General features: G+C 59.7%; 25 protein-coding genes. 12 read left to right on the forward strand and 13 right to left on the reverse strand.

Features of this window, described 5'->3' with window-relative positions; genetic code table 11:
- Positions 1 to 22: 22 nt before the first annotated feature.
- Positions 23 to 307, reverse strand: a complete 285-nt coding sequence (locus FNT36_RS20970) for a hypothetical protein (protein ID WP_144851788.1) — start codon at positions 305 to 307, stop codon at positions 23 to 25.
- 247 nt (positions 308 to 554) lie between these two features.
- Between FNT36_RS20970 and FNT36_RS20980 the strand changes: the two genes are divergently transcribed.
- The gene (locus FNT36_RS20980) at positions 555 to 2498 is read left to right on the forward strand and encodes a peptide-N-glycosidase F-related protein (protein ID WP_144851790.1); all 1944 of its coding nucleotides are present in this window, start codon (positions 555 to 557) and stop codon (positions 2496 to 2498) included.
- Positions 2499 to 2519: 21 nt separating this feature from the next.
- On the opposite strand, the gene FNT36_RS20985 is transcribed toward FNT36_RS20980, so the two are convergent.
- Genes FNT36_RS20985 through FNT36_RS20995 form a run of 3 tightly spaced genes read right to left on the reverse strand, consistent with a single transcriptional unit; the run spans position 2520 to position 5962 of the window.
- Entirely contained in the window at positions 2520 to 3473 is a 954-nt protein-coding gene (locus FNT36_RS20985) for a hypothetical protein (RefSeq protein WP_144851792.1), read from the reverse strand.
- 4 nt (positions 3474 to 3477) lie between these two features.
- Positions 3478 to 4275: a serine aminopeptidase domain-containing protein gene (locus FNT36_RS20990; protein ID WP_144851794.1), complete on the reverse strand. Its 798-nt coding sequence runs from the start codon at positions 4273 to 4275 to the stop codon at positions 3478 to 3480.
- Positions 4276 to 4279: 4 nt separating this feature from the next.
- Entirely contained in the window at positions 4280 to 5962 is a 1683-nt protein-coding gene (locus tag FNT36_RS20995; protein WP_233636121.1) for an MBOAT family O-acyltransferase, read from the reverse strand.
- Here FNT36_RS20995 and FNT36_RS21000 point away from each other — a divergent pair.
- On the forward strand, positions 5903 to 6787 hold the full coding sequence (locus FNT36_RS21000) for a 4-hydroxy-3-methylbut-2-enyl diphosphate reductase (RefSeq protein WP_144851798.1): 885 nt from the start codon (positions 5903 to 5905) through the stop codon (positions 6785 to 6787). The genes FNT36_RS20995 and FNT36_RS21000 overlap by 60 nt on opposite strands.
- 51 nt (positions 6788 to 6838) lie before the next feature.
- Here FNT36_RS21000 and FNT36_RS21005 read toward each other — a convergent pair whose 3' ends face one another.
- Complete coding sequence (locus tag FNT36_RS21005) at positions 6839 to 7378, reverse strand: O-acetyl-ADP-ribose deacetylase (RefSeq protein WP_144851800.1); 540 nt, start codon at positions 7376 to 7378, stop codon at positions 6839 to 6841.
- Positions 7379 to 7546: 168 nt separating this feature from the next.
- Between FNT36_RS21005 and FNT36_RS21010 the strand changes: the two genes are divergently transcribed.
- The 5 genes from FNT36_RS21010 (at position 7547) to FNT36_RS21030 (ending at position 11436) form a co-directional block, all read left to right on the forward strand.
- The gene (locus FNT36_RS21010; protein ID WP_144851802.1) at positions 7547 to 7858 is read left to right on the forward strand and encodes a 2TM domain-containing protein; all 312 of its coding nucleotides are present in this window, start codon (positions 7547 to 7549) and stop codon (positions 7856 to 7858) included.
- 144 nt (positions 7859 to 8002) lie between these two features.
- Complete coding sequence (locus FNT36_RS21015; protein ID WP_144851804.1) at positions 8003 to 8515, forward strand: ATP-dependent zinc protease family protein; 513 nt, start codon at positions 8003 to 8005, stop codon at positions 8513 to 8515.
- Positions 8516 to 8644: 129 nt separating this feature from the next.
- Positions 8645 to 9583: a 30S ribosomal protein S6--L-glutamate ligase gene (gene rimK, locus FNT36_RS21020; RefSeq protein ID WP_144851806.1), complete on the forward strand. Its 939-nt coding sequence runs from the start codon at positions 8645 to 8647 to the stop codon at positions 9581 to 9583.
- Between the two features lie 83 nt (positions 9584 to 9666).
- Positions 9667 to 10656: a succinylglutamate desuccinylase/aspartoacylase family protein gene (locus FNT36_RS21025; RefSeq protein ID WP_233636122.1), complete on the forward strand. Its 990-nt coding sequence runs from the start codon at positions 9667 to 9669 to the stop codon at positions 10654 to 10656.
- Between the two features lie 93 nt (positions 10657 to 10749).
- Positions 10750 to 11436 (forward strand): OmpH family outer membrane protein, encoded by a 687-nt coding sequence (locus tag FNT36_RS21030; RefSeq protein WP_144851810.1) that lies wholly within the window; start codon positions 10750 to 10752, stop codon positions 11434 to 11436.
- A gap of 80 nt (positions 11437 to 11516) precedes the next feature.
- Here the strand turns inward: FNT36_RS21030 and FNT36_RS21035 are convergent, their stop codons facing one another.
- The 6 genes from FNT36_RS21035 to era form a co-directional block, all read right to left on the reverse strand.
- Entirely contained in the window at positions 11517 to 12524 is a 1008-nt protein-coding gene (locus tag FNT36_RS21035; protein ID WP_144851812.1) for a zinc-binding dehydrogenase, read from the reverse strand.
- 56 nt (positions 12525 to 12580) lie between these two features.
- On the reverse strand, positions 12581 to 13450 hold the full coding sequence (locus FNT36_RS21040; protein ID WP_144851814.1) for a rhomboid family intramembrane serine protease: 870 nt from the start codon (positions 13448 to 13450) through the stop codon (positions 12581 to 12583).
- A gap of 55 nt (positions 13451 to 13505) precedes the next feature.
- Positions 13506 to 14255 (reverse strand): response regulator transcription factor, encoded by a 750-nt coding sequence (locus FNT36_RS21045; RefSeq protein ID WP_144851816.1) that lies wholly within the window; start codon positions 14253 to 14255, stop codon positions 13506 to 13508.
- A 163-nt stretch (positions 14256 to 14418) separates the two neighbouring features.
- Positions 14419 to 14640, reverse strand: a complete 222-nt coding sequence (locus tag FNT36_RS21050; protein WP_144851818.1) for a hypothetical protein — start codon at positions 14638 to 14640, stop codon at positions 14419 to 14421.
- 82 nt (positions 14641 to 14722) lie between these two features.
- A complete protein-coding gene (gene der, locus FNT36_RS21055; protein ID WP_144851820.1) occupies positions 14723 to 16042 on the reverse strand; it encodes a ribosome biogenesis GTPase Der in 1320 nt (439 codons plus the stop codon).
- Positions 16043 to 16221: 179 nt separating this feature from the next.
- Positions 16222 to 17118: a GTPase Era gene (gene era / locus FNT36_RS21060; protein ID WP_144851822.1), complete on the reverse strand. Its 897-nt coding sequence runs from the start codon at positions 17116 to 17118 to the stop codon at positions 16222 to 16224.
- A 217-nt stretch (positions 17119 to 17335) separates the two neighbouring features.
- Here era and hemH point away from each other — a divergent pair, with 217 nt between their 5' ends.
- Positions 17336 to 18373 (forward strand): ferrochelatase, encoded by a 1038-nt coding sequence (gene hemH, locus FNT36_RS21065; protein WP_144851824.1) that lies wholly within the window; start codon positions 17336 to 17338, stop codon positions 18371 to 18373.
- Positions 18374 to 18510: 137 nt separating this feature from the next.
- On the opposite strand, the gene FNT36_RS21070 is transcribed toward hemH, so the two are convergent.
- Both FNT36_RS21070 and FNT36_RS21075 read right to left on the reverse strand, forming a co-directional pair.
- Positions 18511 to 18897, reverse strand: a complete 387-nt coding sequence (locus FNT36_RS21070; RefSeq protein WP_144851826.1) for a PRC-barrel domain-containing protein — start codon at positions 18895 to 18897, stop codon at positions 18511 to 18513.
- A gap of 12 nt (positions 18898 to 18909) precedes the next feature.
- Positions 18910 to 19539, reverse strand: a complete 630-nt coding sequence (locus FNT36_RS21075; protein ID WP_144851828.1) for a hypothetical protein — start codon at positions 19537 to 19539, stop codon at positions 18910 to 18912.
- A 123-nt stretch (positions 19540 to 19662) separates the two neighbouring features.
- On the opposite strand from FNT36_RS21075, the gene FNT36_RS21080 reads away from it, so the two are divergent.
- From FNT36_RS21080 to uvrA, 4 genes are all read left to right on the forward strand, one after another.
- A complete protein-coding gene (locus FNT36_RS21080; protein ID WP_144851830.1) occupies positions 19663 to 20676 on the forward strand; it encodes a DUF2157 domain-containing protein in 1014 nt (337 codons plus the stop codon).
- Positions 20673 to 21848, forward strand: coding sequence for a hypothetical protein (locus tag FNT36_RS21085; protein ID WP_144851832.1), 1176 nt, complete (start codon positions 20673 to 20675; stop codon positions 21846 to 21848). The genes FNT36_RS21080 and FNT36_RS21085 overlap by 4 nt, the downstream gene beginning before the upstream one ends.
- Positions 21849 to 21888: 40 nt before the next feature.
- Entirely contained in the window at positions 21889 to 22392 is a 504-nt protein-coding gene (locus FNT36_RS21090) for an HNH endonuclease (protein WP_144851834.1), read from the forward strand.
- Positions 22393 to 22491: 99 nt separating this feature from the next.
- Complete coding sequence (gene uvrA / locus FNT36_RS21095; RefSeq protein ID WP_144851836.1) at positions 22492 to 25338, forward strand: excinuclease ABC subunit UvrA; 2847 nt, start codon at positions 22492 to 22494, stop codon at positions 25336 to 25338.
- Positions 25339 to 25352 lie beyond the last annotated feature (14 nt).

A 25352-nucleotide genomic window follows, 5' to 3' on the forward strand; every position in this document is an offset into this window, starting at 1 on the left:
CTTTTCTTCCTGAATCGACTGCTCACTCAGAGGCATAATGGCGTACCAGGTAGCTAGGTCGTACACACGGTTCTTTACGCTTGATGCACTCGATAAAGCTATTGATGACGAAGAAATCCATACCGCCGTGGCTGGCGCCTTCCGCCTCCTTGGTGTAGCAAGCCCAAAGCGGGTGGTCGTTTTCGGTCAGCCACTTCCCAGTGTTTTCCCAGCGGTGGCTGTGTTTCATCAGCTTTTCGAAGCAGATGTTGCTCGTGTTCAAGGCGCTCGCGTCGTACTCTTCCCACAGGCGATTGATGCCCTGCACCCAGAAGCCCAGGTTGTAGGGCCCATACTCGGCAGCACTTCCCCGGCCTCACCAACGGCGAGTGGTACGGCTACCTCAACCGCCAGGGCGAAGTGCTGCTGCCGCTGAAGAGTAGCAGGTGGAAGAGCTGCTTCCAGGTGCCGCGCGGACTGTGCCAGTGCCAACAGGTGCTAGGAGGGCTATTGCGCAAGCAAACCAGTCAGGTAGAATAAAGTAAGATATTTGCTTGCTTCTATACCCACCCAAGATGCTCGCAACCCTTTCTTCAAAGCTCGCCGTTTTTCTGCTAGCGGCTGTGCTAAGCCTCGTTGCCACGGCCGCCCGCGCCGCTGACACCCTGCATGTGGTCACGCATCAGCGCGTCACGGTCGTGACGGACCCGGCCAAAGGCACCAATACCTACAAGGCCTGGGGCCGGTTTCCGGCAGCTAAAGAAGGCATTCGGAGCATCAAGTTGAACGTGCGCCTAGGGTGCCCCGACGGCATGCGCTGCGCCGATTGGGACTACAACGACCACATCACTATCCGGCGCACGGGCGGCGTGAAAGGCGCCTCGCAAGACTACGAGGTAGGGCGAATGCTGACGCCTTACGGGGGCGCATTCGGCAAAGACTGGCATTTCAACTGGGAAGTGGACATTACCGATTTTAGTTTGCTGCTGCGCGACAGCGTAGAAATAGAGTACAACCACACCGGCTACGAGCCCAACAAAGACCGGGGCTGGAGCGTGACCCTCGACTTTGAAATCGTGAAGGGACGCCCGGCCTGGGAGCCCATTAGCATCCAGAAAATCTACGACGGCTCGTTTCGTTACGGCGACCCAGCCAACAGCATCGAAAATCTGCTTAAGCCCGTGGACTTTACGGCGGCGAAGGACGCGGCTTTTGCGCGGCTGCGCGTGGTGCAAACCGGCCACGGCATGGACAAGCCCGACGGCTGCGGCGAGTTTTGTGACAAGTACCGCGAGCTGTGGGTCGATGGGAAGCTGTTTGATAAGCGGCCCATCTGGAAGCAGTGCGGCGACAACCCGCTCTACCCACAGGCGGGTACCTGGGTGTATAGCCGCGCCAACTGGTGCCCAGGCGACCTCATGCAGCCCGACCTATATAACCTGCCCGTGCTCGGCGGCAGCCGCCACACCATCGACCTGACTATGCAGCCCTACACCGCTGCCGCGGCGCCCAGCGCCGACGAGGTGATTTCGGCCTACCTAGTGCAGTACCGGAAAGCCGCCGCACAGCATGACGTGGCCCTGCAAGCCGTGGTGCGCCCCTCGCTCCAGGATGCCTATCGGCGCGAAAATCCGGCGTCCATGCAGCCCCGCATTATTGTCAAGAACATGGGCGCCACCCCTGTGCGCAGCCTGACGGTGCGCTACGGCTTGGCGGGCACCGCCCGGCAGCAGTACCAGTGGCGGGGTAACCTAGCGCCCAGTGCGTCCACGGTTATCGACCTGCCGGGTCTTATCGCTGGGCGGGCGGGGCGCAACACTTTTGTGGCCGAGCTGCTGCGCCCCGACGGCAAGGCCGACCAATACGCCGCTGATAACCGCCTAGCCAGCCCCTACGAAGCGGCGCCCACACACGGCAGCGACCTAGTAGTGCACTTGCAAACCAACAACCAGCCGGGGCAGAACAGCTACACCCTAACCGACAACGCGGGCAAAGTGTGGCGGCAGCGGCCAGCGGGCTCACTCAAGGCTAATACTTTATATCGCGACACGTTGCGCCTGCCCGTAGGCCAGTATCGGTTTGTGCTGCTCGACTCGGCCAATAATGGACTGGAGTTTTGGGCTAACCCTAGGGGTGGCCGCGGCAAGCTGCGCCTGCTCAATGCCACCGGGGCCATGCTCAAGGATTTTGAATCGGATTTTGGCTCCTCGGTAGTGTATGATTTTGCGGTGGGGCAGCCGGTGGCTCCCATCACGGCGCAAACCTCCTTTGGGCTCTACCCCACCAGCACCAACGGCCCCACCACGTTCGACTACTACGCCAACTTTCCAGAGGACCTAGTAGTGCAGCTCGTGACCGACCCCGGCGATGCGGTGGTGGAAGAGCACCGCTACCCGCAGCTCAAGGAGGGAGTGTTTACCTACGACCTTAGCCGCTTCCCAAAAGGGCGCTTCTACTTAAAGGTGTTGGTAAACGGCCAAGAGAAATTCAAAAAGCGTATTCGTTTAAAGGAGAGATAATTGGTAATTAGTGGCTGCCTTCTACTCGCCTTCAGGTGCTGCTGCTAGCTGCGTGATGTCGGTGGCTAGGCGCTGGCTGAACTGTTCGGCTGCGTCGCGCGTGAGGTGGTTGCCATCGTTGGTGGCGTAGGGTGAGTGCAGATAGGAACGATAAATAACGTGCTGCTCGGCCGCTGCCTGGCCCATTAGCTGGTCGAAGCCCGGCTGGTAGTCGTCTTCGAGTGCGGCCATGGCGGCGCCAGTGGGCAGGCGCACGAGCACCACCTGGCCGTGCTGCTTGAGCAGCGTAATGGTTTGCCACAGGCTAAGTAGGCGGACTGCGGCTAGGCGGCTATTGGCGGCAATGGGCCGGTAGGTGGCCAGCTTTTCGGCCGTGCGGCGGCGTAGCAACGCGGTGTCGGCGGTAGGCGGCGGAATGGCTATTTCGAGCCAGCCATCCGGGTGCAGGCGCTCGACTACGTGCCGCGGGTCAGTATCGAGCAGCAGCTGGTAAAACGGCTTGTGTAGGTAGTGCGCCAGGTAATCAAGATTGGGGCTTTGACTGACGCTGCGTAGCTGGCTGACCATTGACTGCGCCTCCGGAAACACCAGCGGTCGCTTGTCCAACACCGCCGCGGGCATCGACAGCGACCACGGGTCTACAGCCAGCACAAACAGGCCATGGCGCGTGCCCGGCGCCAGCTTGCGCTGGATGCTACCTAGGTAGCCCGGCCCGTAGGGCGACTCGGCCAGCGTGAACGCATAGTTGAGCCACGGCCCCTGGTAGCGCCCGCCCAGCCGCGCCGCCAGCACGCCAGGCTTAATGCCCTGAGCCGCCCGCGAGGTGCCCAGCACCAGCGAGCCCGCCGGCTGCGCCGCAAAGCGCGCATAAAACGCATCAACGTAGCCATAGCGTAGGCCCAGCCAAATGCCTAGGCCGCCCAGCAGCCCCACGGCCCCCAGCAGGAGCGCCACGCGTAGCAAGAGCTTGGTCATGGGCTTAATGTGCTAAAAATTCAGAAATCAACGCATTCATTTCTTGCTGCTGCGCGGCAGTAGCACCGTCCCACATATCATTGTGTTGCGTAGCGGGCAGCGGTACGATAGTCATCCCAAACTGCGCTTGTTCGGCGGGGGTGGGTAGTACGCCCACATCGGCGGGCTGGTCGTTGGAGCGTAGCGATAGCACGCGCGGCCGGCGGGTGCGTGGCAGCGGCATTCGGCGGTTGTCCAGCGTTATCACGCGCTCGACCAGCCTAGGGTGCTGCTGGGCAAAGAGCATCACCATATCGCCGCCGTTAGAATGGCCCATAAGTAGTAGCTGGCGGTAGTTGAGCGCGGGCTGCGTGCGCTTGAGCTCCTGTAGTACGTATAGCATATTCTGCACGCCCCGCTCCCAGTAGGGGCGCCGCACCACAGCTGGGGTGCCCATCGTGGGCATAGGGGTATCGGTAGGCAAGTCTTGCTGTAAGCTGACTACGTAGTAGCCGTGGGCCACCAGGTTTTTGGCCACAAAGGAATAGTCCGTATTAGTGCCACCATAGCCGTGGTTGAGCAAGGCCAGCTTGAGCCTGGTGGTGGGTGCCATGCCAGCCGGAGCATACGTAACCAGCGGAATTGGCCGGTGGCGAACGGCATCGACCATTCGCAGTGTGTCGGTGCGTAGCGCTACGGTAGTCCAGTCGGGCGCCGAGCTAGCTAATGGCTGTGGCACGGGCCGGCCTCCGCAGCCGCTAGCTAGCAGCCCTAGGGCAGTAATCCAGCCTGCCGAGCGCAGGAGTAGAGGTGCCGTTGCCATCGGCTTAGAATTGAAAATAAATAAACTGATTGCTGCCAAACACCCCGCCGTACAGCGTAGCTAGCAGCAGCCCTAGGTAGCTGGCCCAGCGCAGCGGTGCGGGCCACCGGGCCAGCCACGCAGCCACTGAGCCCCGCTCGGCGCGATAGTCGGCCACGGCCAGCAACGCTACCGCCCCGGCCGCCACCAGCAGCTCGGCTACAAAATGCCGCCCTAGGCCCGCCAGCAGCCCTTGAAGCTGCGCGGGGTGCAGCTTGCCCCAGCCCCGAAACAGGTGCGTGCTGATGTAAAAGGCATCGGGCAGCGAGTTGGCCCGGAAGAATATCCAGGCGTAGGCTACTAGGGCCACCGTAGCGGCCGAGGCCAACACCCGGTGTAGGCGCGGCCGGGCGGCCAAGCCCGTTAGCTTGGCTAAGGACGTACGAATAGGCGCGGTCCAGTTTTCGGCTACGAGGTACAGGCCGTGCAGCGCCCCCCAGACTACAAAGGTCCAGCTGGCGCCGTGCCAAAGGCCGCTTAGTAAAAACACAATCAAGATGTTGGCGTAGTTGCGCGCTGGGCTGCGGCGGCTACCGCCCAGGGGGATGTACACGTAGTCGCGAAACCAATTGGAGAGCGATAGGTGCCAACGCCGCCAAAAATCGCCCACCGAGGTGGCCAGGTAGGGCTGCCTAAAGTTGAGCACCAGCTGGTAGCCCAGCACCCGCGCCGAGCCCCGCGCCAAGTCGGTATAGCCCGAAAAATCGGCGTAAATCTGCCCCGTGAAGGCCGCCACTGCCAGCACCAGCGCCAGGCTATCAAACCGCCTAGGGTGGTCGAAAACCGGGTTGGCGAGCAAGGCCAGTCGGTCGGCAATGACCACCTTCTTAAACATGCCCCAGGCCATAAGCCGCAGCCCGCTGGCCACGCCACCGTAGTCGAACTCATGTGACTGGCGCAGTTGCGGCAGCATTTGGCTACCCCGCTCGATGGGCCCGGCCACCAGCTGCGGAAAGAAAGCCACGAACAGTGCAAACCGCCCTAGGTTACGCTCGGCCTCCAGCTTGCCCTTATACACATCCACGATGTAGGCCACCGACTGAAACGTGTAGAACGACACGCCCACCGGCAGCACTAGCGCCAGTGCAGGTGCGGCCATGGGCAGGTGCAGCGCCTCAGCTAGGCCATTAGCCGTATCGCGGAAAAAGTTGAAATACTTAAAAAGAAACAGCGTGCCTAGGTTGCTGGCCAGGCTCAGGTAGAGCCAGGGCCGGCGCTGCGCTTGGGTGCGTAGCCGGCTCATGCGCAGGCCGCTGTAGTAGTCGAGCAGCGTGGTAGCTGCTAGCAGAAGTGTATACTCGGGCCGCCAGCTAAAATAAAAATAGTAGCTAGCCAGCAGCACCAGCGGCGCCCGCCAGCGTGCCGGCAGCGCGTAGTAAAGCCCAACAACGAGCGGAAAAAAGACGAGAAAGTGAAGCGAATTGAACAGCATAGCCGGGCGCGGGCCGGCAAAGGTCGGGCCGGCGGCGGCAAGTGTGGCACAAGCTTTGGAAGGGGCCCGCGCGCCAAGGCTGCTAGTTGCCCGCCCTAGGCTGCGTACCTTTGTCTTTTCGAACCCGGCCATGCGCTGGGCTGTTATGTCGCTACCATGCAGGTTACTATCGATAAAAATTCCGGTTATTGCTTCGGCGTCGAGTTTGCTATCCAAATGGCAGAAGATGAGCTAAACAGCGGAGCCGAAACGCTTTACTGCCTCGGCGATATCGTGCACAACCGCATGGAAGTAGAGCGCCTCAACAAGCAGGGCCTGCGCGTGATAGACCGCGAGCAGCTTGGTACGCTGCACGATTGCAAAGTGCTCATCCGGGCCCACGGCGAGCCACCCGAAACCTACCAGCTAGCCCTTCAAAACAACCTGGAGCTCATCGATGCCAGCTGCCCAGTAGTGCTCAAGCTACAAAACCGCGTGAAGCACGCCTTCGACGCCAGCACCCGCAGCAACGGCCAGATTGTAATCTACGGCCAGCCCGGCCACGCCGAGGTAGTAGGCCTCACCGGCCAGACGCGCAACCAGGCGCTCATCGTGATGCACGAGGCCGACCTCGACCAGATTGATTTCACGCGCCCCGTCACGCTCTTTAGCCAAACGACCAAGAGCACAGCTGGCTTCTACAAAATGAAGGCGCTCATCGAAGCTCGTATCGCGGCGGCTGGCGGCGAATTGGAAAGCTTTGACGCCAACGACAGCATTTGCCGGCAGGTGAGCAACCGCGAGCCGCAGCTAGCCCGCTTCGCCCAAGAGCACGACGTTATTCTCTTTGTGAGCGGCCGCAAAAGCTCTAATGGCAAAGCTCTATTTACGGTAGTAAATGGGGTGAACTCGCGCAGCTACTTTATCGAAAACGAAAACGAGCTGCAAGATGAGTGGCTGGCCGGCGCCACCTCGGTAGGTATTTGCGGCGCTACCAGCACGCCGCTGTGGCTCATGCGCCAAGTAGCCGAGCGCGTAGAGGGCTTGAGCGTGGCCGTATAGTTCTAGTGTTGCGCGGACTTTGTAATCCGCGTGCAGACAGCCAGCCGTAGGCTATAAAGCTCGCGCAAGCTCTTGCTCGTATAGCTGCTTTGTCTCGGCATCAAAGGCCACTAACACCACTTCCCTAGGCCACTCGTGGGCTGCCAGCCATTGCTGTACTTCGCTCACAGCCAGGGCGGCGGCCTCTTGCTTAGGGTAGTGGTAAATGCCTGTGCTGATGCCGGGAAAAGCTACCGACTCAAGCTGACGCTCTAGCGCAATAGCTAGGCTATTGCGGTAACAGTTGGCTAGTAGGTCGGACTCGCCTTTGTGCCCGCCGTTCCAGCGCGGACCTACGGTGTGGATGACGTAGCTAGCCGGTAGCCGCCCCCCGCTCGTGATGACCGCCTCGCCCACCTTGCAGCCACCCTGCCGGGCCCGAATCTGGCGGCACTCCTCCAAAATTTGCGGGCCGCCCGCCCGGTGAATTGCCCCATCCACGCCCCCTCCGCCGAGCAGCGAAGAGTTGGCGGCGTTGACAATGGCCGTGGTGGCGAGCTTAGTGATATCGCCCTGCACAATGCGCAGGCGAGCGGTAGGGGAGGCAGACATGAGAGAGAGAAAAATAATAGACCTAGGCGGCTGTACGCGTCGCTTCGGTAGGCGTTTAGGCGGTTTCGGTAGCCAAGGTTGCGGCTTCGGGAAGGGCAAATTGCGAAGGGGTAGGTCACTATTCTACATTTGACTATCACTTCCAACCACCACTAACCCCCACGCGCCATGCAGCCCCTTCGCTCCGCCTCCGATACTACCCGCGACCAGCGTCTGTGGCAGATTGCCAATGCCCGCACCAAGTTTCAGAGCCACTTAATCACCTACTTGGTGGTAAATGCTGGGCTGTGGCTGCTGTTGGCCGTCACGACGTGGCCCCTAGAGCGGCACCACCACCTCGGCCTGCCCTGGCCTATCTGGTCTACCATCTTTTGGGGTGTGGCAGTGGTAGCTCAGGGCCTGACTGCCTACGGCAACTACAACCGCGGCGAGCGCACGCAGCGCGAATACGAGCGCCTGCTAAACCAGCAGCAATATTAAATTTAAGATAACATAGCGCACCACCGGGCTTGTGGTGCGGAAAAACGACGCTGCCCCCTTTCCTTTACGCCCACGAACTTGCTGGCCGTGCGGAAGGGTGGCAACGTCGTTTTTTCGCGTCGAGACACTTTCACGTACTAGCGCATGCTAAAGCCGAAGCCTAAGAAGAAGCGCCAGCTCGGCCGCCGCGAGCTCATCGACTTGCCCATGCTGGCTTTGCGCGGGGTAGAGGCCAAGGTCGATACCGGGGCTTACACCAGCGCTATTCACTGCAACGAGGTGCGCCTCGTGCCCGATGCCGCCACCGGCCAGCCCGTGCTGCACGTGCGCCTGCTCGACCCCAAGCACCCCGCCACCAATGGCCGGCCACTGGCCTTTCACGAGTTCGACCAGCGCCTCATTCGCTCCTCCAACGGCGAGGTGCAGGCCCGCTACATCATCAAAACGGTGGTGCGCCTCTACGGCCAAAACTTCACGACCGAGTTTTCGCTGGCTGACCGCTCCGACCTGCGCCATCCTGTGCTGCTAGGCCGTGCGCTGCTGCGCCAAGGCCACTTTGTAGTCGATGTGGCCCGGCGCGATTTGTCGTATAAGGCTGAGCACCGGGCTGCTGCTCGTCTAGGGGCCGAGCCGCCCAACAACGGAAAGGGGGATTAGCCGTAGTTTGGCGCCAGCAAAAGCCACTTTTTCCAACAATGACCGCGTGCCCAGCCGCCGGGCAGACGTGTTTCGAGAGCGGTCCAGTTTATTCTTCTTACGTTTTTAGGTAGTGCCGGTATTTTTTATATGAACCTGGCTATTCTTTCGCGGGAGCCCAAATCGTACTCCACGCAGCGGCTGGTGGCGGCCGCGCTCGAGCGCGGCCACGCGGCTCAGGTCCTCGACCATTTGCAATGCAACCTGGTGCTGGAGCAGGGCCAGCCCGATATTATTTACCAAGGCCAGCCCTTGGCCAAATTCGACGCGATTATTCCGCGCATCGGGGCCTCAGTCACGTTCTACGGCACGGCCGTGGTGCGGCAGTTCGAGATGATGAAAGTGCGCACGGCCGTGGACAGCCAGGCCATTGTGCGCTCGCGCGACAAGCTGCGCTCGACCCAAATCCTGAGTCGTGCCGGCGTGGGCATGCCCAAAACGGCCTTCACCAACTTCACCGACGATGTACCTGCCCTTATCGAGCACGTGGGCGGCGCACCCGTCATTATCAAGCTGTTAGAGGGTACCCAGGGCCTAGGTGTAGTATTGGCCGAAAGCGCCAAGGCAGCCCAATCGGTTATCGAAGCTTTTCATAATCTCAAGGCCCGCATCTTGGTGCAGGAGTTCATTGGCGAAGCCAAAGGCGCCGATGTGCGCGCCTTTGTGGTCAATGGCGAAGTGGTGGGCGCCATGCGCCGGCAGGGCAAGGAAGGCGAGTTTCGCTCTAACCTGCACCGTGGCGGTGTGGGCACGCTGGTCAAGCTCAGCCGCAGCGAAAAAGCCGCCGCCCTGCTGGCTACCAAGGCCCTCGGCCTAGGTATTGCGGGCGTGGATATGCTGCAAAGCAAGCGTGGCCCGTTGGTGCTCGAAGTCAACTCGTCGCCTGGCCTAGAGGGCATCGAGAAGGCTACTGGCCTTGACATTGCCGGCCGCATCATCGACTACACTGCTGCCCTAGCCCAGCGCAAACGCGGCGGTAAAGGCAAGGTAAAAGCCAAGAAATCAGCGCCCGATTCGGCGCCCGATTAAGAGCTTTTAAGTGTCCTTATAGTTGAATTGGCCGGATTCTTGAGCGGCGGACTGCTTTCCTCCTTATTCTGCGTGGCTGAGGCTTGCTCAGCCTGCCCGCCCTAGGTGCCGCTATGCCCCCCGACGATTCACTATACATCAATGGCCTGACTATCAAACCCGGTGAGCGGGTGCTTACGCGGCTCGTTATTTCGAAGCTGCCCTCAGGCACGGTGATAGATGTGCCGGTGCACATCATTCGGGCACAGAAGCCGGGCCCGGTGCTGCTACTGATGGCCGGCATGCACGGCGATGAGGTAAATGGCATCGAAACTATTCGCCGCATGCTGCGGCGCGAGCTGTTGCAGCCCACGCGCGGCAGTATCGTGGCCATTCCGATACTCAATATCTACGGCTTTCTGAATTTTAGCCGCGAAGTGCCCGATGGCAAGGACGTCAACCGTTCCTTTCCAGGGCACCCGCGGGGTTCGCTGGCCAGCCGTGTAGCGCACCGCTTCATGCGCGAGGTGATGCCGCTTGTGGACTTTGGTATTGACTTCCATACTGGCGGCGCTGCCCGCGCCAACTACCCGCAGCTGCGCTGCGTGCTGGGCGAAGACGACGTGACCGACGACCTAGCTGCAGCGTTTGCGGCGCCCTTCACGCTGCACGCGCGGCTGCGGGCGGGCTCGCTACGCGCCACAGCTCACGCCCTCGGAAAGTCCATCATCGTGTACGAAACCGGCGAAAGCCTGCGCCTCGACGAGCCCGGCATTGAGGAGGCCATTGCGGGTACGCTGCGGGTGCTGCACTACCTAGGCATGAGCACCGCGCCCAGCCCTGCGCCGGCGCGCCCCAGCATTGTGTGCCACCGCCACCGCTGGCTGCGGGCGCGCTATGCGGGCTTGTTTCGAGCCTGGGTCAAGCTCGGCGATTTTGTCGAGAAAGGCCAAGTCTACGGCTCCGTGTCTGATCCCTACGGCTTGCAGTCGGTACGCCTCGAATCGCCTATAAGCGGCTACGTCATTGGCTTCAACAATATGCCCGTCGTGAACCAGGGCGATGCCCTGCTGCACTTGGCCGTGCCCGCCTAGGTCAGCGCAAGCAACTATAAGCGGCGAGTAGGCCAAATAACGAGCGTTCCGCTTGCTCGTTGCTAATTGCTTATTGACTTTACCTTTGCTACTATGAAGAACCCTGCCCAACTAGCTTTTAATGCCGTGCTGCTCGTTGCAGTGGCGGTGCTTTATTTCCTGCATTTCAGCCAGCGGCCGGCCGCCGCGCCAGTGGCCGCAGCACTCACCGAAACTGTGGTTGCAGATAGCGCAGTAGCTGCTACCCCGGCTCCTGTAGAAGAAACGGCGACTCCAGCGGCCGTCGCTCCAGTCGCAGCTACCCCGGCGCCCACGGCGGGAGCGGGCGCCATTGTGTATGTTGAGTCGGGTAAAATGCTCGACGGCTACCAAGGCATGAAGGACGCTCGCAGAGCCTTCGAAGCCAGAGCCAAAGGCTGGGAGCGCCAAAATCAAACGCTGGTGAATGGCTTCCGCACCGCTGTAGAGCAGTACCAGAAAACGGCCGCCTCGCTCACACCCGAGCAGCGCGCTGCCGCCGAGCAGAAGCTGCAAGCCCAGCAGCAGCAGGGTGCCGTAGAGCAGCAAAAGATTCAGGCCCAAGCCCAAGAAGCCGAGGCTAAGCTGACGCAAACCGTACTCGAAAGCGTTAATAAAAAAGTAGAGGCTTACGGCAAGTCGCATGGCTACAAGATGATACTCATCGCAGCGCCCAGCGGCACCATCGCTTACGGCGAAAAAGGCCTCGACATCACTGCGCCTGTGCTAGCGTACTTGAACGCCGAATACCGCAAAAAATAAGCGTCACTTACGCGCCTCGTGCTGCAATAAAAAGAGCCCGCAACGAAGGTTGCGGGCTCTTTTTTGTGTGTATAAGTACCTTAGGCAATGGCTAGCACTACCTTGCCGAGCTGCTGCCCAGCCGCTAGGTAGCGTAGGGCGGCCTCGCCCTCGGCCAGCGCAAACTGCTTATCGACTACTGGCACCAGCCGATGCTCGTTTACAAACGCCAACATGGCGTCGAAGTCTTGTAAGCTGCCCATAGAGGTGCCTAGGATGCTGAGTTGCTTCCAGAAGACCTTGCCCGGCGGCAGCGACGTAATGTTGCCCTGTGTGCCCCCGTAAAAAACGATGCGCCCACCCGGCGCAGCAGCATCGACCAAGGCATCGAAACCAGCTCCCGCGGCGCTGTCAATAATGACGTCGAAGGCGCCGCCAGCGCGCTTGGTGAGGTCTTTGGCCCAGCCTTCGGTCTTGTAGTTGGCGCCGCCGCGCAGGCCAAGGGGTAGGGCAAGTGCTCGCGCCAGCTTCTCATCATCGCCCGAGGTCACCCATACCTCGGCGCCAGCCGCCGCACAAAATTGCGCTGCTACTAAGGCCACGCCGCCGCCGATGCCCGTCACGAGTACGCGCTCGCCGGCTTGCAGCTGGGCCCGCCCAAAAGCTGCCCGGTAGGCCGTGAGGCCCGCCAGCGGCAAGGCCGCTGCCTGCGCCCAGTCGAGGTGCGCTGGGCGGGGCCGCACGTAGGCCGCGGCCGCTGTGGTGTATTCGGCAAACGTGCCGGGGTCGGGCATACCTAGGACCCGAAAGTTGCGGCCTTGGGCTCGCTGACCATCGCCCCAGTCTACACCGGGGTACAGGATGACCGGGGCGCCTACTGCCAAGTTATTTACGCCCTCGCCCAGTGCTACCACTTCGCCGCTGCCATCGGCCCCTAGGGTGCAGGGCAGCTTAATGCCCGCGTACTGGCCTTTCTGAATCCAGACATCACGGTGGTTGAGTGCCGCCGCGTGCAGCTTGAGTAAGACTTGGCCGGCCGCGGGCGTGGGCTGAGTGATGTCCCGCACTACGGCGGGCTGGTGCACGGCATCTTGTTGGAGCGCAAGCATAATTAGAGAGGAATTTGGTGGGAAACACGAGCTAAACAGCGCACCCGCCAAATTGCTCAACTCGTTTCTTTTGTTTCGCCATCCAGTACTTCGGCGGGCATCGTGAACACTGCCGCCGGGCCAGCTATTAGCAAGCCCATCAAAAGCCCGCCTAGGTGGGCAATGTTGTCAATGTTGCCAGTAATACCCGAAATCAAGTTGCTTAGTATCAAATAGACTACTAGCCCGAGCATGGCCCGCCGGTCAAACTTATCGAGTACCATCTTTTTGCTCAGTAGCAGAGCTAGCATGAACCCATACAGCCCAAAAATGGCCCCGCTCGCCCCCATCGAGTTGATGCCGGCTGTGTGGTACCACACGGTAGCCAGGCTGGCTGCCAGCCCGCTGGCCAGGTACACGGCCAGCACCCGCCAGGTGCCCACGCGCTGCTCTAGCATCAGGCCCAGCAGCCAGAGGCTAATCATATTGAGCAGCAAGTGCGTGGCACCCCCGTGCACAAACAGGCTGGTGAGCAGTCGCCAGGGTTGCCCGTGCAGCGTGAAACTGCTCACGTTGGAGCCCCAGGCGGCGAGCTCGCGGCCGGCGGGGTCGGTGGGCGATATGCCGCTGGCCACCATCAGCAGCCACACGAGCACGTTGAGGTCAATAAGTAGCGGCACTGCCACATAGGGTGGGCTAGGCCAAAAGAGCCCTTTGCCAAGCTGCCGTAGCAGCTGGCCCCACGTTTCGCGAGGAGCCTCGGCGGGTGCGGGCGCAAGGGAAGGGGCGGGCGCTTCGGGCACGAGGCCCCGACGCTGCAACTCTGCCACAGCGGCCGCGCCCACGGCGGGCGGGTAGCGGCTGGCATGGCGAGCCAGGTAAAGCAATTCGGCATCGGGCCGCTGGGCAAAGTGCGCCGCCGCAGCCTCGGGAGTGGAAATATCCATTGCGTACCCTAACCGCCAGTGGCCGCCTTTGGGTTTCGGCGCGCGTGGGGCGGTCTCACGAAATCAGTGGCAACCGGCGTAGCAACTCGTCGCGGTAGGTGCGCCCTAGGGGGGCCTCCAGGGCCCCTGGCAGCCGCACAATGCCCGCCACAGGGTCCACGTACTCGACGTAGTTCAGGTTGACCAGCCACGAGCGGTGCACTTGCACAAACGTATCGGGTAGGCTTAGCAAGAGCTCGGCCAGCGGCGTGCGCACCGAGTGCCGTCGCCCCGATACCAGCGTTAGCACGGCGTGCTTTTGCTCGGTGTGCACGCACGTAATGTCAGCTAGGGCCAAGCGCATCAGCACATCGCGCTCGCGCACAAACAACCACGGCGAGGGCGCCGGCTCAGCACCTGAGCCGGGCTGCCAGTCGAGTGGCGTGCGCGCCTGCCCGTATAGCCCGAGCTCGACCATGCGGCGCAGGCTCGTGATGGTGAAGGGCTTAGGTAAGATAGCTACTGGTTGCAACGCCCGTGCCCGCGCCAGCAGCTCGGTGTCGTCGGTAGCAGAAATAAAAATGAGGGGCAGGGGGGCGCGTTGCTGTAGTTGTTGAGCTAGCTCTACGCCGTCGTTGCCAGCCTCCAGGCCTAGGTCGATAACAGCCAGCGCTGGCCAAGCAGTGGCACAGAGCGCCAGCGCGGCACTGGCTGTGGCAGCGGGCCCTAGCAGCGGTAGTCCTAGCTGCGTCAGGCAGGCGCCCAACAACCGGGCCTGGGCCGGGCTGTCTTCTACTACCAAGATGCTAGCACTAGGATGGGCCATAAGTATAGTATAACACGAATGGAACTAATAAAAATAAAATCTTGAAATAATCCTTAATAAATAGGCTATATTCTTCCGTTCACTAAAGATACAGCAGTAAAATGAAAAAAGTCCCTCCCCTGGGTAGGGGAGGGACTTTTGGCAGGCGCAAGCGCCAGAGAAATTACTTGGGGTCTTTAGCGTCAGCCGAGTCGCCGATAGCCTCGCCAGCTTTGTCAGCCGAAGCGCGTACCGAGTCAGCCTTCTCTTCCATAGCGTCAGCCTTAGCTTCGCCAGCCTCTTTTACAGCAGTGCCTTGAGCTTCAGCAGCATCTTCTTTCTTGCTGTCGCACGAAGCGAGCGAAAGCGACATAGCAGCAACGGCGAGGAACAATACTTTTTTCATGGTGAAAGGGGAAAGTGTTTTTTAAAATTTCCGCCCCTTAATGCCGTCCCACGGAGGAGGTAACCCAGCGCCATGAAAAAAATTATTTTTTTCGGAAAGCTAAACCAATCGGCACGCCCGTGAAGTCGAAGTGCTCGCGCATCCGGTTCTCCAAGTAGCGGGCGTAGGAATCGGGGATGTACTGCGGCAGGTTGCAGAAGAAGGCAAACACCGGGTTGTGCGTGGGCAACTGCGTGGCGTACTTAATGCGCACCATTTTCCCCTTCTGAATGGGGGGCGGGTACTTCTCAATCTCCTTCAGCATCACGTCGTTGAGCTGCGAAGTCGGAATCTTGCGACGCTTATTTGAATACACCTCCATAATGACCTCTAGGGCCTTATGCACGCGCTGCTTATTCAGCACCGAAATGAACACGACGGGCGGGTAGGCAATTGGCGCAATCTTCTCCTTGATTTTAGCTTCAAAATCGCGGGCCGTATTTGTTTCTTTGCCCTCGATTAAGTCCCACTTATTCACCAGGATAACAATGCCTTTGCGATTTTTGTCGGCTAAGGCGATGATGGCCACGTCCTGGGCCTCGATGCCGCGGCTGGCATCAAGGAGCACCACGCATACGTCGGCAGCCTCCATGGCCCGGAGCGAGCGCATATTGGAGTAGAATTCGATGTCCTCGTTTACCCGCGCTTTGCGGCGCAGGCCGGCGGTGTCCACCAGCATAAACTCGTGGCCGAAAGCGCTGTACTTGGCCTCAATAGAGTCGCGGGTAGTGCCGGCTACGTCGGTTACGATGCTGCGGTCCTCACCTAGGAGCAAGTTCACAAACGACGATTTGCCCACGTTGGGGCGGCCGATGATGGCAATGCGTGGCAGCTCTGAGTTGGGCTCTTCCTCGCCAGCTTCCTCAAAATTGCTCACGATGGCGTCGAGCAGCTCGCCGGTGCCCGAGCCGTTGGCCGAGCTAATGGCAAACACCTCTGTCTCGCCGAGACCTAGGGCATAGAATTCGCCCGAGCCGTGCGCCCGCAGGTTGGTATCAGCCTTGTTAGCCACCAGATAGATAGGCTTTTTGCCAATGTAGCGACGCAGGATGTGGGCGAACTCCTCGTCCAGACCGTGCAGGCCAGCTTCAGCATCAACCATGAAGAGCACTACGTCGGCTTCCTCAATGGCCAGCTTTACCTGCTTGTTGATTTCCCCCTCGAAAATATCATCCGAGTTGTGCACGTAGCCACCCGTGTCGATGACGGTGAAGTTGTGGCCCGTCCAGTCGCCGTAGCCGTAGTGGCGGTCGCGGGTCACCCCGCTTTGGTTGTCCATGATGGCTTGGCGGCGGCCCACCAAGCGGTTGAACAGGGTGGACTTGCCCACGTTGGGGCGGCCCACTATTGCAATGGTATTCATGTGCTTGACTCCAGCCGCCGGCCCGACCAATGGCGCGGCAGTACCCGGAGTAATTAAGTGAAGTATGGTCGGTTTTAAGCTGTTGTCTATTAGGTTGTCATGCTCTTGCGAAACATTTTGTCAGGCTAGTATTCCTGGCGTGAGAAGATGCTTCGCAAGCTCAGCATGACAATGAGTGGCTACTGGTAGCCAAAGCGGCTGAGCGCCTTGCTGTCCGTGCGCCAATTTTCATTGACTTTCACGAACAATTCCAGGAAAACTTTTTTCTGGAAAAACTTCTCCATTTCCTCGCGTGCCCAGGTGCCTACTTTCTTAAGCGCCTCGCCTTTGGCCCCGATAATAATGCCCTTTTGGCTGCTACGCTCGACGTAGATGACGCCGCGGATACGGATGATGTCGTCGTCCTCCTTGAATTCCTCGATGGTGACTTCGCAGGAGTAGGGAACTTCCTTTTTATAAAGCTTGAAAATTTTTTCGCGCACCATTTCGGCGGCAAAAAAGCGCTCGGGCTTGTCGGTGAGCTCGTCCTTGGGGTAGTACGGCGGGTGAATGGGTAGGCTGTCGAGGGCCAGTTGCAGCACCCGCTCGGTGCCGAAGGCGTTGAGCGCCGAGATGGGCAGCACATCGGTAGCATTGGGTAGCTGCTCTTTCCAGTAGGCGAGCTTAGCCTCCACGTCTTCCTGGCTGGCCTGGTCTATTTTATTGACCAGTACGTATATAGGTGTGTCCTCCGTCTTGCGCAGGCGCTCTACTACGGGCTCTTCGTCGTGCTTTTCGTAGATGTCGGTGACAAAGAGAATCACGTCGGCGTCTTCCAGCGACGAGTACACGAAGGCCATCATGGCGTTGTGCAGCTCGTACTTGGGCTGAATGATGCCAGGCGTATCGGAATAAACTAGCTGAAAATCTTCGCCGTTGAGAATGCCTAGGATGCGGTGGCGCGTGGTTTGGGCTTTGCTCGTGACGATGCTCAGGCGCTCGCCCACGAGCGCGTTCATCAGCGTCGATTTGCCCACATTGGGCTTGCCGATGATGCTGACAAAGCCGGCACGGTGTGGCTTAGGTTCGGGGTTCACGCGAGGTAGGGTTTTGAAAATGAGCCCGCAAAGGTACGGCGGGAATTAGTGGTTAAGGTTTAATGGTTAATTGTTAATAATTTTTGTGCTGTCATTAAAGTCTAAACCCGGACTTTTTGGTTAAAGATTCAACAGACATAAAGCAAGTGGCTGGTTGCGATTAGTGCAGGTCGTAAAGCATTAGTCATTAACAACTAACCATTAACCATTATATATAATGCCTACCCCCACCCGCCGCATTGGCGTCTTGCTAGTGAACCTAGGCACGCCCGACTCGCCGCAGACCGGCGATGTGCGCCGTTACCTCAACGAATTCTTGACCGATGGCCGCGTTATTGACATGCCGGCCGCGGTGCGCTACCCGCTGTTTCAGGGGCTGGTGGTGCCACTGCGGGCGCCTAAGTCGGCCAAAATCTACCAGCAGCTGTGGGATGCTGAGCGCGGCTCGCCACTGCTCTACCACGGCCTCGATTTGCAAAAGCTCTTGCAAGAGCAGCTAGGCGACAAATACGTGGTGGCCTTCGGCATGCGCTACCAGAAACCCAGCATCGAGAGTGCGCTAGAGGAGCTGCGCGACGCGGCCGTGGACCGCATTATCGTACTGCCGCTGTTTCCGCAGTATGCGGCAGCCAGCACGGGCTCGGTGCAAGAGAAGGTGATGGACTTTGTAAAAGATTGGTGGATAGTGCCGAGCATTAACTTCATCAGCACGTTTGCCGACGACCCCGGCTTTATTAGCAGCTTCGTGGCGCGGGGCAAGGCCGAAATGGCCAAGCACGACTACGACCACGTGGTATTTAGCTACCACGGCATACCCGAGCGGCACGTGCTCAAGGGGAGTTTCAAAGGTTACTGCCAACTGGGTAAGTGCTGCAATACCTACAACAAGAATAACCGCTACTGCTACCGGGCGCAGTGCTTTGCCACCTCGCGGCTGCTGGCGGCGGGCCTAGGGCTGCGCGACGACCAGTACACCGTGACCTTCCAGAGCCGCCTACAAAGCCGCCTGCGCGACCCCTGGCTGCAACCGTACACTGACGAGGTTATCAAGGAGTTTCCGGCCAAAGGCATTAACAACGTGCTGGCGTTTTCGCCTGCTTTCGTGGCCGACTGCCTCGAAACCACCATTGAGGTCGGCATGGAATTCAAGGAGCTATTTGAAGAGGCTGGCGGCAAGCACTGGCAACTAGTGCCCTCGCTTAACTCGGAGCCTTACTGGGTATCGGCCGTGGCCGACATGGTGCGAAGTAACTAAGCAATAGAGTAACCAAAAAAGCCTGTCATGCTGAGCTGGCGAAGCATCTTATCATGCTGGATTATCCAAACGTGATAAGATGCTTCGCCAGCTCAGCATGACAGGCTTTTTTGGGTTTCTAAACTTTAGTCTATTGTTTAGCTACCTAGGGCTTGTTGCATGGCGCCCTCAAATTCGCTCGGCAAAATAAAATCGACAAAGGGTGGGTAGCTGCTAACCGTATCGCGGCGCAAGGCAGTAACGAATACATTGTTGCCTTCCATGTCGAGATTAACAGCGGACAGCGGCAGCAAAATTTGCGTTTCGGCGTGCGGCGGGGGCGCTGGTACGCCAGGCAGGCCTCTTTCAAGCTCGACATTCAGGTAAAGAACGCGCCGGCTTTCTAGGTCAACCAGTAGCTCCGTGACGGTGCCAAAGGCCTGGCCATCGCCACCGCGCACGGCCCAGCCGCGGGGGTCGGGGTCGCCAGTGGCCATCTCGAAGGTAGGTAGGTCGCGCAGGCGGCGCAAGATGGGGGAGCTCATAGGTAAGCAGCGTTAGAGCACGTCTTTGGCAGGGTAGCTCATGGTATTGAGCAGGCTGGCCACCTGCGCCAGGTACGTGCGGTTTTGAGTTTGCTCGGTGGGGGTAGCGTCACGGCCCGACAGTTCGCTGGCTTGCAGTGTCAGCGCGTTGGCTTCCGTTTCGAGGTTGGGGTAGCCTTTTTGCTGCACGGCCAGCAGTAGGTTGGCAGCAGCCACGAGGCCGGGGCGCAAGCTGGCGGCGGGGTCATTGTCTTCGAGCCGCGAAGTGGCACTAGTAAAATTGTCGCGCTGCTCCCGGATGGTAGCATCGTCGCGCAGGTCGGTGCGGTCGGCAAGCTGGGTAAGCTGCGGGCCTAGCTCTAGCAGCCGGATGCGGGCGGGCGAAGCATTGCCCAGCGGCGGACTGGTTTCGATAGAGTCGCCGGGTGGCGGGGTGGCGCGGGCTGCGGCGGCTGGGCTGCCCGGGGCCAGGCTATCGGCGGGGGCAGGGGCCGATGTTGCTGCTGGCGCTGGGGCGGGCTCGTCGGCCGGGTCGGGGCGAAGGAAAAAGTAGGCAGCCGCAGCCAGCACTACCACTGCCAACGCCACCAGCAGCCACGGGCTAGGAGCAGATTTTTTGGGTTGAATACGAAGTTCGGCCATAGAAAAGCAGTTGGGTAGGCAGCAGTACGAAGAGCAGCCACTAGCAGTTGAGCTAGCGTACGGTGGCGGCGTGCCCTAGGTAGCCTATGTTTACGGCCGGTTTTATCTGGCTTTTACTGCTTCATGGCTCCTCCTATTTTCCGCCTGCTGGCCGACCTCGAAGCCGAGGGCCTACTGCCGCCCACCCAAGCCGATGTCATTCGGGCCGACGAGCGCACCCGGCCCTTCTCGCTGCACTACGAGTTGCGGGCGTTGCTCTACCTAGGTATCACGCTGCTAGTGGGTGGGCTGGGTGTGCTGGTATATCAGCACCTCGACAGCATTGGGCACGGGGTAATTATCGGCGTCATCATCCTTGCAATGGCTAGCTCCTTTGCCTATGCGGCCCGCCACCGGGCACCTTTTACGTGGGGCGAGGCACCGCGCACGTCCATTGCGGCTGACTACCTGTTACTGCTCAGTTGCTTGTTGTTTTTGGTGCTAGAAGGCTACCTGCAAGCGCAGTATGCGCTGTTTGGCACGCGCTACGGCTTAGCGGCGGCGGTGCCAACGGTGCTGTTTTTCTACTTGGCTTACCGCTTCGACCACCGCGGCGTGCTCTCGATGGCTATCACCGCATTGGCCGCTTGGGTAGGGGTAAATGTGGCTCCTTTGGCCTTGTTCACGAGTGGTTTTCCGGCTCAGGAACTGAGCGCGCCAGGCTTGCTGCTAGGCCTTGGGCTGCTGGGTGCTGGCCTGGCCTCGGAGCTACTGCGGCGCAAGCCCCACTTTGTTTACACCTATATGCTGCTAGGTAGTAATGTGGCGCTGCTAGCGGCCATGGTGCGGCTGTTTGATGACCTAGACCACGGCAACGATTGGCAGGCGCTGCTGGTAGCGCTACTGGTGCTGGGCATCTGCACAGTGCTAGTGTGGTACGCTCGGCGCACGCAGTCCTACGTCTTTTTGCTGCTCGCGGCGGGCTACGGGTACGTGGCTTTTACGACTGGACTAGTCATCGTGGCAAAAGCTATTTTGACAGATATAGTGGGCTGGCAAGATGCTATTTTCTCCCTGGCAGTGCTTTATTTTCCCATGAGCCTGATAGGCTTGGTCTTGCTATTAGTTAACATCAAGAAAATTCTGCACCGCGCATGAATACGAAAGCGTATCCTGCTACTTGGGCGCAAGGCGATGCCGTACGGGCGGCGGCTAGCCGCTGGCAGCGGCGGGGGCTGCTCACCCCGGCCCAGCGGGCGACCATTGAGGCGGCGCACCCAGTCACCTACTATCGCCCTAATAATTGGATACGGGTCTTGCTATTCGTCGTCACATTGCTCGGTGCGGGCACCGCGATGGCTTCCGCAACTATCACCACCGCCTTTGAGCTAGGACCGGTGGCGTATGCTCTGCTGACGCTCATTGGGCACCTAGCAGCCTTAGAGCTGCTCATTAAAAAATCTCGCTACTATCGCTCCGGCGTCGATAATGCCCTGCTCTACGGAGCGCTGCTGGCGTGGGCTTTCCTGATAGCCTGCCTAGGGCGCGATACTGACCCAAGCGCGCTCACTGACCCCGCGCTCTGGCGGTGGCTGGTGCCGGTATTGCTGGCGCTGCTAGCTGCCCTCGTGCGCTATGCCGACCCGCTGGTGGCAGCCACTAGCTTCGCCGCCGCCTTCGCACTGCTTTTTAATGTGCTTTTGCAAAGCGCTCTAGGTCGGTTGCTACTACCCTTTGGGATGATGGCTGCCGCAGGTGCCCTATTGCTGGCGCTAAGGCAACTGCCCGCTCGCGACGATTATTTTTACTATCGCAGTGCCGGGCTAGTGCTGCGTACACTGGGGCTGGCCGTGTTTTACTTGGCCGGCAACTACCTAGTGGTGCGCGAGGGCAATGCCCAACTGCTAGGCGGTGGCGGCCCGTCGACACAGATTCCGCTGGCGCCGCTGTTTTATGTCTTCACAGCGGGTATTCCGCTGGTGTATATCGGGCTGGCCCTGCGCCGCCACGACCGGCTTTTGCTGACCCTAGGGCTGCTGGCGCTAGCATTTTCCATCTTCACGCTACGCAATTATCGCTCGCTGCTGCCGCCCGAAATAGCGGCTACGGTGGGCGGGGCTGTGCTGCTCCTAGGTGCGCTGGCCGCCCTGCGCTACCTGCGCACGCCGCGCCACGGCCTCACGGCGGCCGCCGATGCTGAGGCCCGTCCCTACTTCAACCTAGAGTCGCTGGTAGTAGCCGAAACGGCTCATGCACCGGCTGCGCCTGAGCCCGGGTTTGAGTTTGGCGGCGGGCATTCGGGCGGCGGCGGGGCTGATAGTAGCTATTAGAGGGGAATCATTATTGACTGCTAGTAATCTTCAAAAGAATATGACTGACCCGCAAAAGGAATTTCTACGCCGGCATCTTATTGAACAAGAGTCCTATCAAACTATCATCAACCAAATGGGCGTAACCAGAAGCGACTTGTCTGGGTGGTATGACGAGCTAAAAATGGAGAGGATGGCAATTGCCAAAATCAGAGACCTTTGGCTGCGTAAGAAAGTGGCTGGGGTATTTGCAGACTTTTACACTTGGTACACGTGCCAAGAGCGAAAATGCGGATACTGCAACATCACTGAGGCAGAAATCAAACTGCTACTGGAGGCCGACTTGCTTGCTACGAAACGGATTGATACACGCGGAAAAAAACTAGAACTTGACCGCCGCCGTCCCGAAGCCGCCTACGACGACCTGGACAACCTAACACTAGCTTGCTACTGGTGTAACAATGCCAAAACGGATACTTTCACCGCCGAGGAGTTTGCCGAAGTCGGCCAGGTGTTTGCTAAAATTTGGCAGCAACGCTTGGCCCAACTGCCGTCTGCGGGGTAGGACGCTACCGAATTAGGCTAAGCAAGCCGCTTCAGATTAATCCCGACCTTTGTGCCCGCGCCCGAAACCTTCCGCCCCCCGGCCGGCGTTACCGCATTCATGTCCGACAATTCCGCTCTGCAAGTGGCCGCCCCGGCCCACGACGAAATCGACCACCTCGACCCGCGCCAGTTTATTGTTATCAAAAACGCGCGCGTGCACAACCTCAAGAACCTGAGCGTGGCACTGCCCCGCAACAAGTTTATCGTGGTCACCGGCCTTTCAGGCTCGGGCAAATCGAGCCTGGCTTTTGATACCTTGTACGCTGAAGGCCAGCGCATGTACGTGGAAAGCCTGAGCAGCTACGCCCGGCAGTTCCTAGGTCGCATGGACAAGCCCGATGTGGACTACATCCGGGGCATTTCGCCGGCTATCGCCATCGAGCAGAAGGTTAGCATCAAGAACAACCGCTCGACGGTGGGCACCAGCACCGAGATTTATGACTACCTCAAGCTGCTGTTTGCGCGGGTGGGCCGCACGTACTCGCCCGTGAGCGGCGAGCAGGTGCGCAAGGACACGGTGGCCGACGTGGTCGATTATTTATTTAGCCTCGAAGCAGGCACGCGCGTTACCATCTTGGCTCCGCTGCTGCGCACCGAGCCCGACCGGCCCATGAGCAAGGAGCTAGACCTGCTCTTGCAAAAGGGCTACGCTCGCGTGGTGCTGGCCGATGGCCAAAACGCATTTATCGAAGACCTGATTGGCGAGGGCAAGCCGGAGGTTGAGGGCGACATATCCATCCTCATCGACCGCGCTGCCGTGCAGCCCGACGATGAGGACCTGCAATTCCGGCTGTCCGACTCGGTGCAGACGGCTTTCTTTGAAGGCCACGGCACGTGCGTCGTGAAGCTGGACGACGAGACGCGTACCTTCTCCGACAAGTTCGAGCTGGATGGGCTGACGTTTGAGGAGCCGAACGTTAACTTCTTCTCGTTCAACAATTCCTATGGCGCTTGCCACACCTGCGAAGGCTTTGGCTCGGTGCTGGGCATTGATGAGGACCTAGTAATTCCAGACAAAAGTATGACGGTGTACGAGGGTGCCATCGCACCCTGGCGCACCGAAAAACAGGGCGAGTGGCTGAAGCCGTTGCTCAAGAATGGTATTCGGTTCGACTTCCCCATTCATCGCCCCTACAACGAGCTGAGCGAAGCCGAGCAGCGCTTGCTCTGGACTGGTAATAAGTATTTTGAGGGACTAGATGCTTACTTCCGGTGGGTGAGCGAGCAGACGCATAAAATTCAATACCGCGTGCTGCAAAGCCGCTACCGGGGCCGCACCACCTGCCCCGACTGCCGTGGCACCCGCCTGCGCAAAGACGCGCAGTACGTGAGAATCGACGGCCGCAGCATAACCGACCTCGTGCTGCTGCCCATCTCCGATGCGCTCACGTTCTTCCAGAACCTGGGCCTGAGCGAGCACGAAATGGCGGTGGCCGACCGCCTGCTGGCCGAAATTACGAACCGCCTAGGCTATCTAGACAGGGTGGGCCTAGGGTACCTCACCCTCAACCGCTTGAGCAATACGCTGAGCGGAGGCGAGAGCCAACGCATTTCGCTCGCTACGTCGTTGGGCTCAGCGCTGGTGGGCTCGATGTATGTGCTCGACGAGCCCAGTATCGGCCTGCACCCCAAGGATGCCGAGCAGCTCATTGGCGTGCTGCGCTCGCTGCAAGAGCTAGGCAATACCGTGGTGGTAGTGGAGCACGAGGAGAAGATGATGGAGGCCGCCGACCAGATTATCGACATCGGCCCCGAGGCCGGCAGCGGCGGCGGCAACCTGATGTTCCAGGGCACTTTCCCGGAGCTGATGGAGGACGAGGCGACCTACACCGGCAAGTACCTGAGCGGTAAAATGGATGTGCCAGTGCCCGCTGTGCGCCGCCCCTGGCGCAATGCGCTGGAGCTGACTGGCGCCCGCGAAAACAACCTCAAAAACGTGAGCGTCAAGATTCCGCTGAACGTGATGACGGTGGTGACGGGCGTGTCAGGCTCGGGTAAGTCCACGCTCATTCGGCGCATCCTGGCCCCGGCCCTGATGAAGCAGCTTGGTGGTGGCGCAGGCGAAAGCACCGGCAAATTTGACCGCTTACTGGGTGTGAACGGGCAGGTAACGCACGTCGAATTTGTAGACCAAAACCCGATTGGCAAATCGTCGCGCTCGAACCCGGTAACCTATGTCAAAGCCTACGATACCATCCGCACGCTGTTTTCGGAGCAGCCGCTAGCTAAAGCGCGGGGGCTGAAGCCGTCGCACTTCTCGTTCAACGTGGAGGGCGGGCGCTGCGAGGTGTGCCAAGGCGAAGGCCAGGTAAAAATCGAGATGCAGTTCATGGCCGACATTTTCCTGACCTGCGAAAGCTGCGGCGGCCACAAGTTCAAGCAGGATATTCTGGAAATCAAATTTCAGGACAAGAACATCTTCGAGGTGCTCGACCTGACGGTGGAAGACGCCGTGGAGTTCTTCAAAGGCCAGCCCAAAGTAGCCGAGCGCCTGCGCCCGTTGCTCGACGTAGGCCTCGGGTACATCCGCCTAGGGCAGTCGGCCAACACGCTCAGCGGCGGCGAAGCCCAGCGCGTGAAGCTGGCGAGCTTCCTCACTAAAGGCGCTACACTGCAACAAGATAAAATCTTGTTCATCTTCGACGAACCGAGCACTGGCCTGCACTTCCACGACATTGCCAAGCTGCTGGGCGCGCTCAACGCGCTGGTAGAGCAAGGTAATTCAGTGCTCATTATCGAGCACAACATGGACATCATCAAGTGCGCCGACTGGCTCATTGACATGGGCCCCGAAGGCGGCCTCAACGGCGGGCACCTGCTCTTCGAAGGCACGCCCGAGCAGCTGGTGAAGCTTAAAGACACGAACCATACGGCGCGCTTTCTAGCCGAAAAGGTGCAAGGCTAAACCTAGGGCAAGCG

Origin of the sequence: Hymenobacter setariae (genome assembly GCF_007713685.1) — a bacterium.
GTDB classification, from domain to species: Bacteria; Bacteroidota; Bacteroidia; order Cytophagales; family Hymenobacteraceae; genus Hymenobacter; species Hymenobacter setariae.

Coding starts and splice junctions, on each gene's coding strand:
- FNT36_RS20980 (WP_144851790.1), top strand. CDS start 555: ATGCTCGCAACCCTTTCTTCAAAGCTCGCCGTTTTTCTGCTAGCGGCT.
- FNT36_RS20985 (WP_144851792.1), bottom strand. CDS start 3,473: ATGACCAAGCTCTTGCTACGCGTGGCGCTCCTGCTGGGGGCCGTGGGG.
- FNT36_RS20990 (WP_144851794.1), bottom strand. CDS start 4,275: ATGGCAACGGCACCTCTACTCCTGCGCTCGGCAGGCTGGATTACTGCC.
- FNT36_RS21000 (WP_144851798.1), top strand. CDS start 5,903: ATGCAGGTTACTATCGATAAAAATTCCGGTTATTGCTTCGGCGTCGAG.
- FNT36_RS21005 (WP_144851800.1), bottom strand. CDS start 7,378: ATGTCTGCCTCCCCTACCGCTCGCCTGCGCATTGTGCAGGGCGATATC.
- FNT36_RS21010 (WP_144851802.1), top strand. CDS start 7,547: ATGCAGCCCCTTCGCTCCGCCTCCGATACTACCCGCGACCAGCGTCTG.
- FNT36_RS21015 (WP_144851804.1), top strand. CDS start 8,003: ATGCTAAAGCCGAAGCCTAAGAAGAAGCGCCAGCTCGGCCGCCGCGAG.
- rimK (WP_144851806.1), top strand. CDS start 8,645: ATGAACCTGGCTATTCTTTCGCGGGAGCCCAAATCGTACTCCACGCAG.
- FNT36_RS21030 (WP_144851810.1), top strand. CDS start 10,750: ATGAAGAACCCTGCCCAACTAGCTTTTAATGCCGTGCTGCTCGTTGCA.
- FNT36_RS21035 (WP_144851812.1), bottom strand. CDS start 12,524: ATGCTTGCGCTCCAACAAGATGCCGTGCACCAGCCCGCCGTAGTGCGG.
- FNT36_RS21040 (WP_144851814.1), bottom strand. CDS start 13,450: ATGGATATTTCCACTCCCGAGGCTGCGGCGGCGCACTTTGCCCAGCGG.
- FNT36_RS21045 (WP_144851816.1), bottom strand. CDS start 14,255: ATGGCCCATCCTAGTGCTAGCATCTTGGTAGTAGAAGACAGCCCGGCC.
- FNT36_RS21050 (WP_144851818.1), bottom strand. CDS start 14,640: ATGAAAAAAGTATTGTTCCTCGCCGTTGCTGCTATGTCGCTTTCGCTC.
- der (WP_144851820.1), bottom strand. CDS start 16,042: ATGAATACCATTGCAATAGTGGGCCGCCCCAACGTGGGCAAGTCCACC.
- hemH (WP_144851824.1), top strand. CDS start 17,336: ATGCCTACCCCCACCCGCCGCATTGGCGTCTTGCTAGTGAACCTAGGC.
- FNT36_RS21070 (WP_144851826.1), bottom strand. CDS start 18,897: ATGAGCTCCCCCATCTTGCGCCGCCTGCGCGACCTACCTACCTTCGAG.
- FNT36_RS21075 (WP_144851828.1), bottom strand. CDS start 19,539: ATGGCCGAACTTCGTATTCAACCCAAAAAATCTGCTCCTAGCCCGTGG.
- FNT36_RS21080 (WP_144851830.1), top strand. CDS start 19,663: ATGGCTCCTCCTATTTTCCGCCTGCTGGCCGACCTCGAAGCCGAGGGC.
- FNT36_RS21085 (WP_144851832.1), top strand. CDS start 20,673: ATGAATACGAAAGCGTATCCTGCTACTTGGGCGCAAGGCGATGCCGTA.
- FNT36_RS21090 (WP_144851834.1), top strand. CDS start 21,889: ATGACTGACCCGCAAAAGGAATTTCTACGCCGGCATCTTATTGAACAA.
- uvrA (WP_144851836.1), top strand. CDS start 22,492: ATGTCCGACAATTCCGCTCTGCAAGTGGCCGCCCCGGCCCACGACGAA.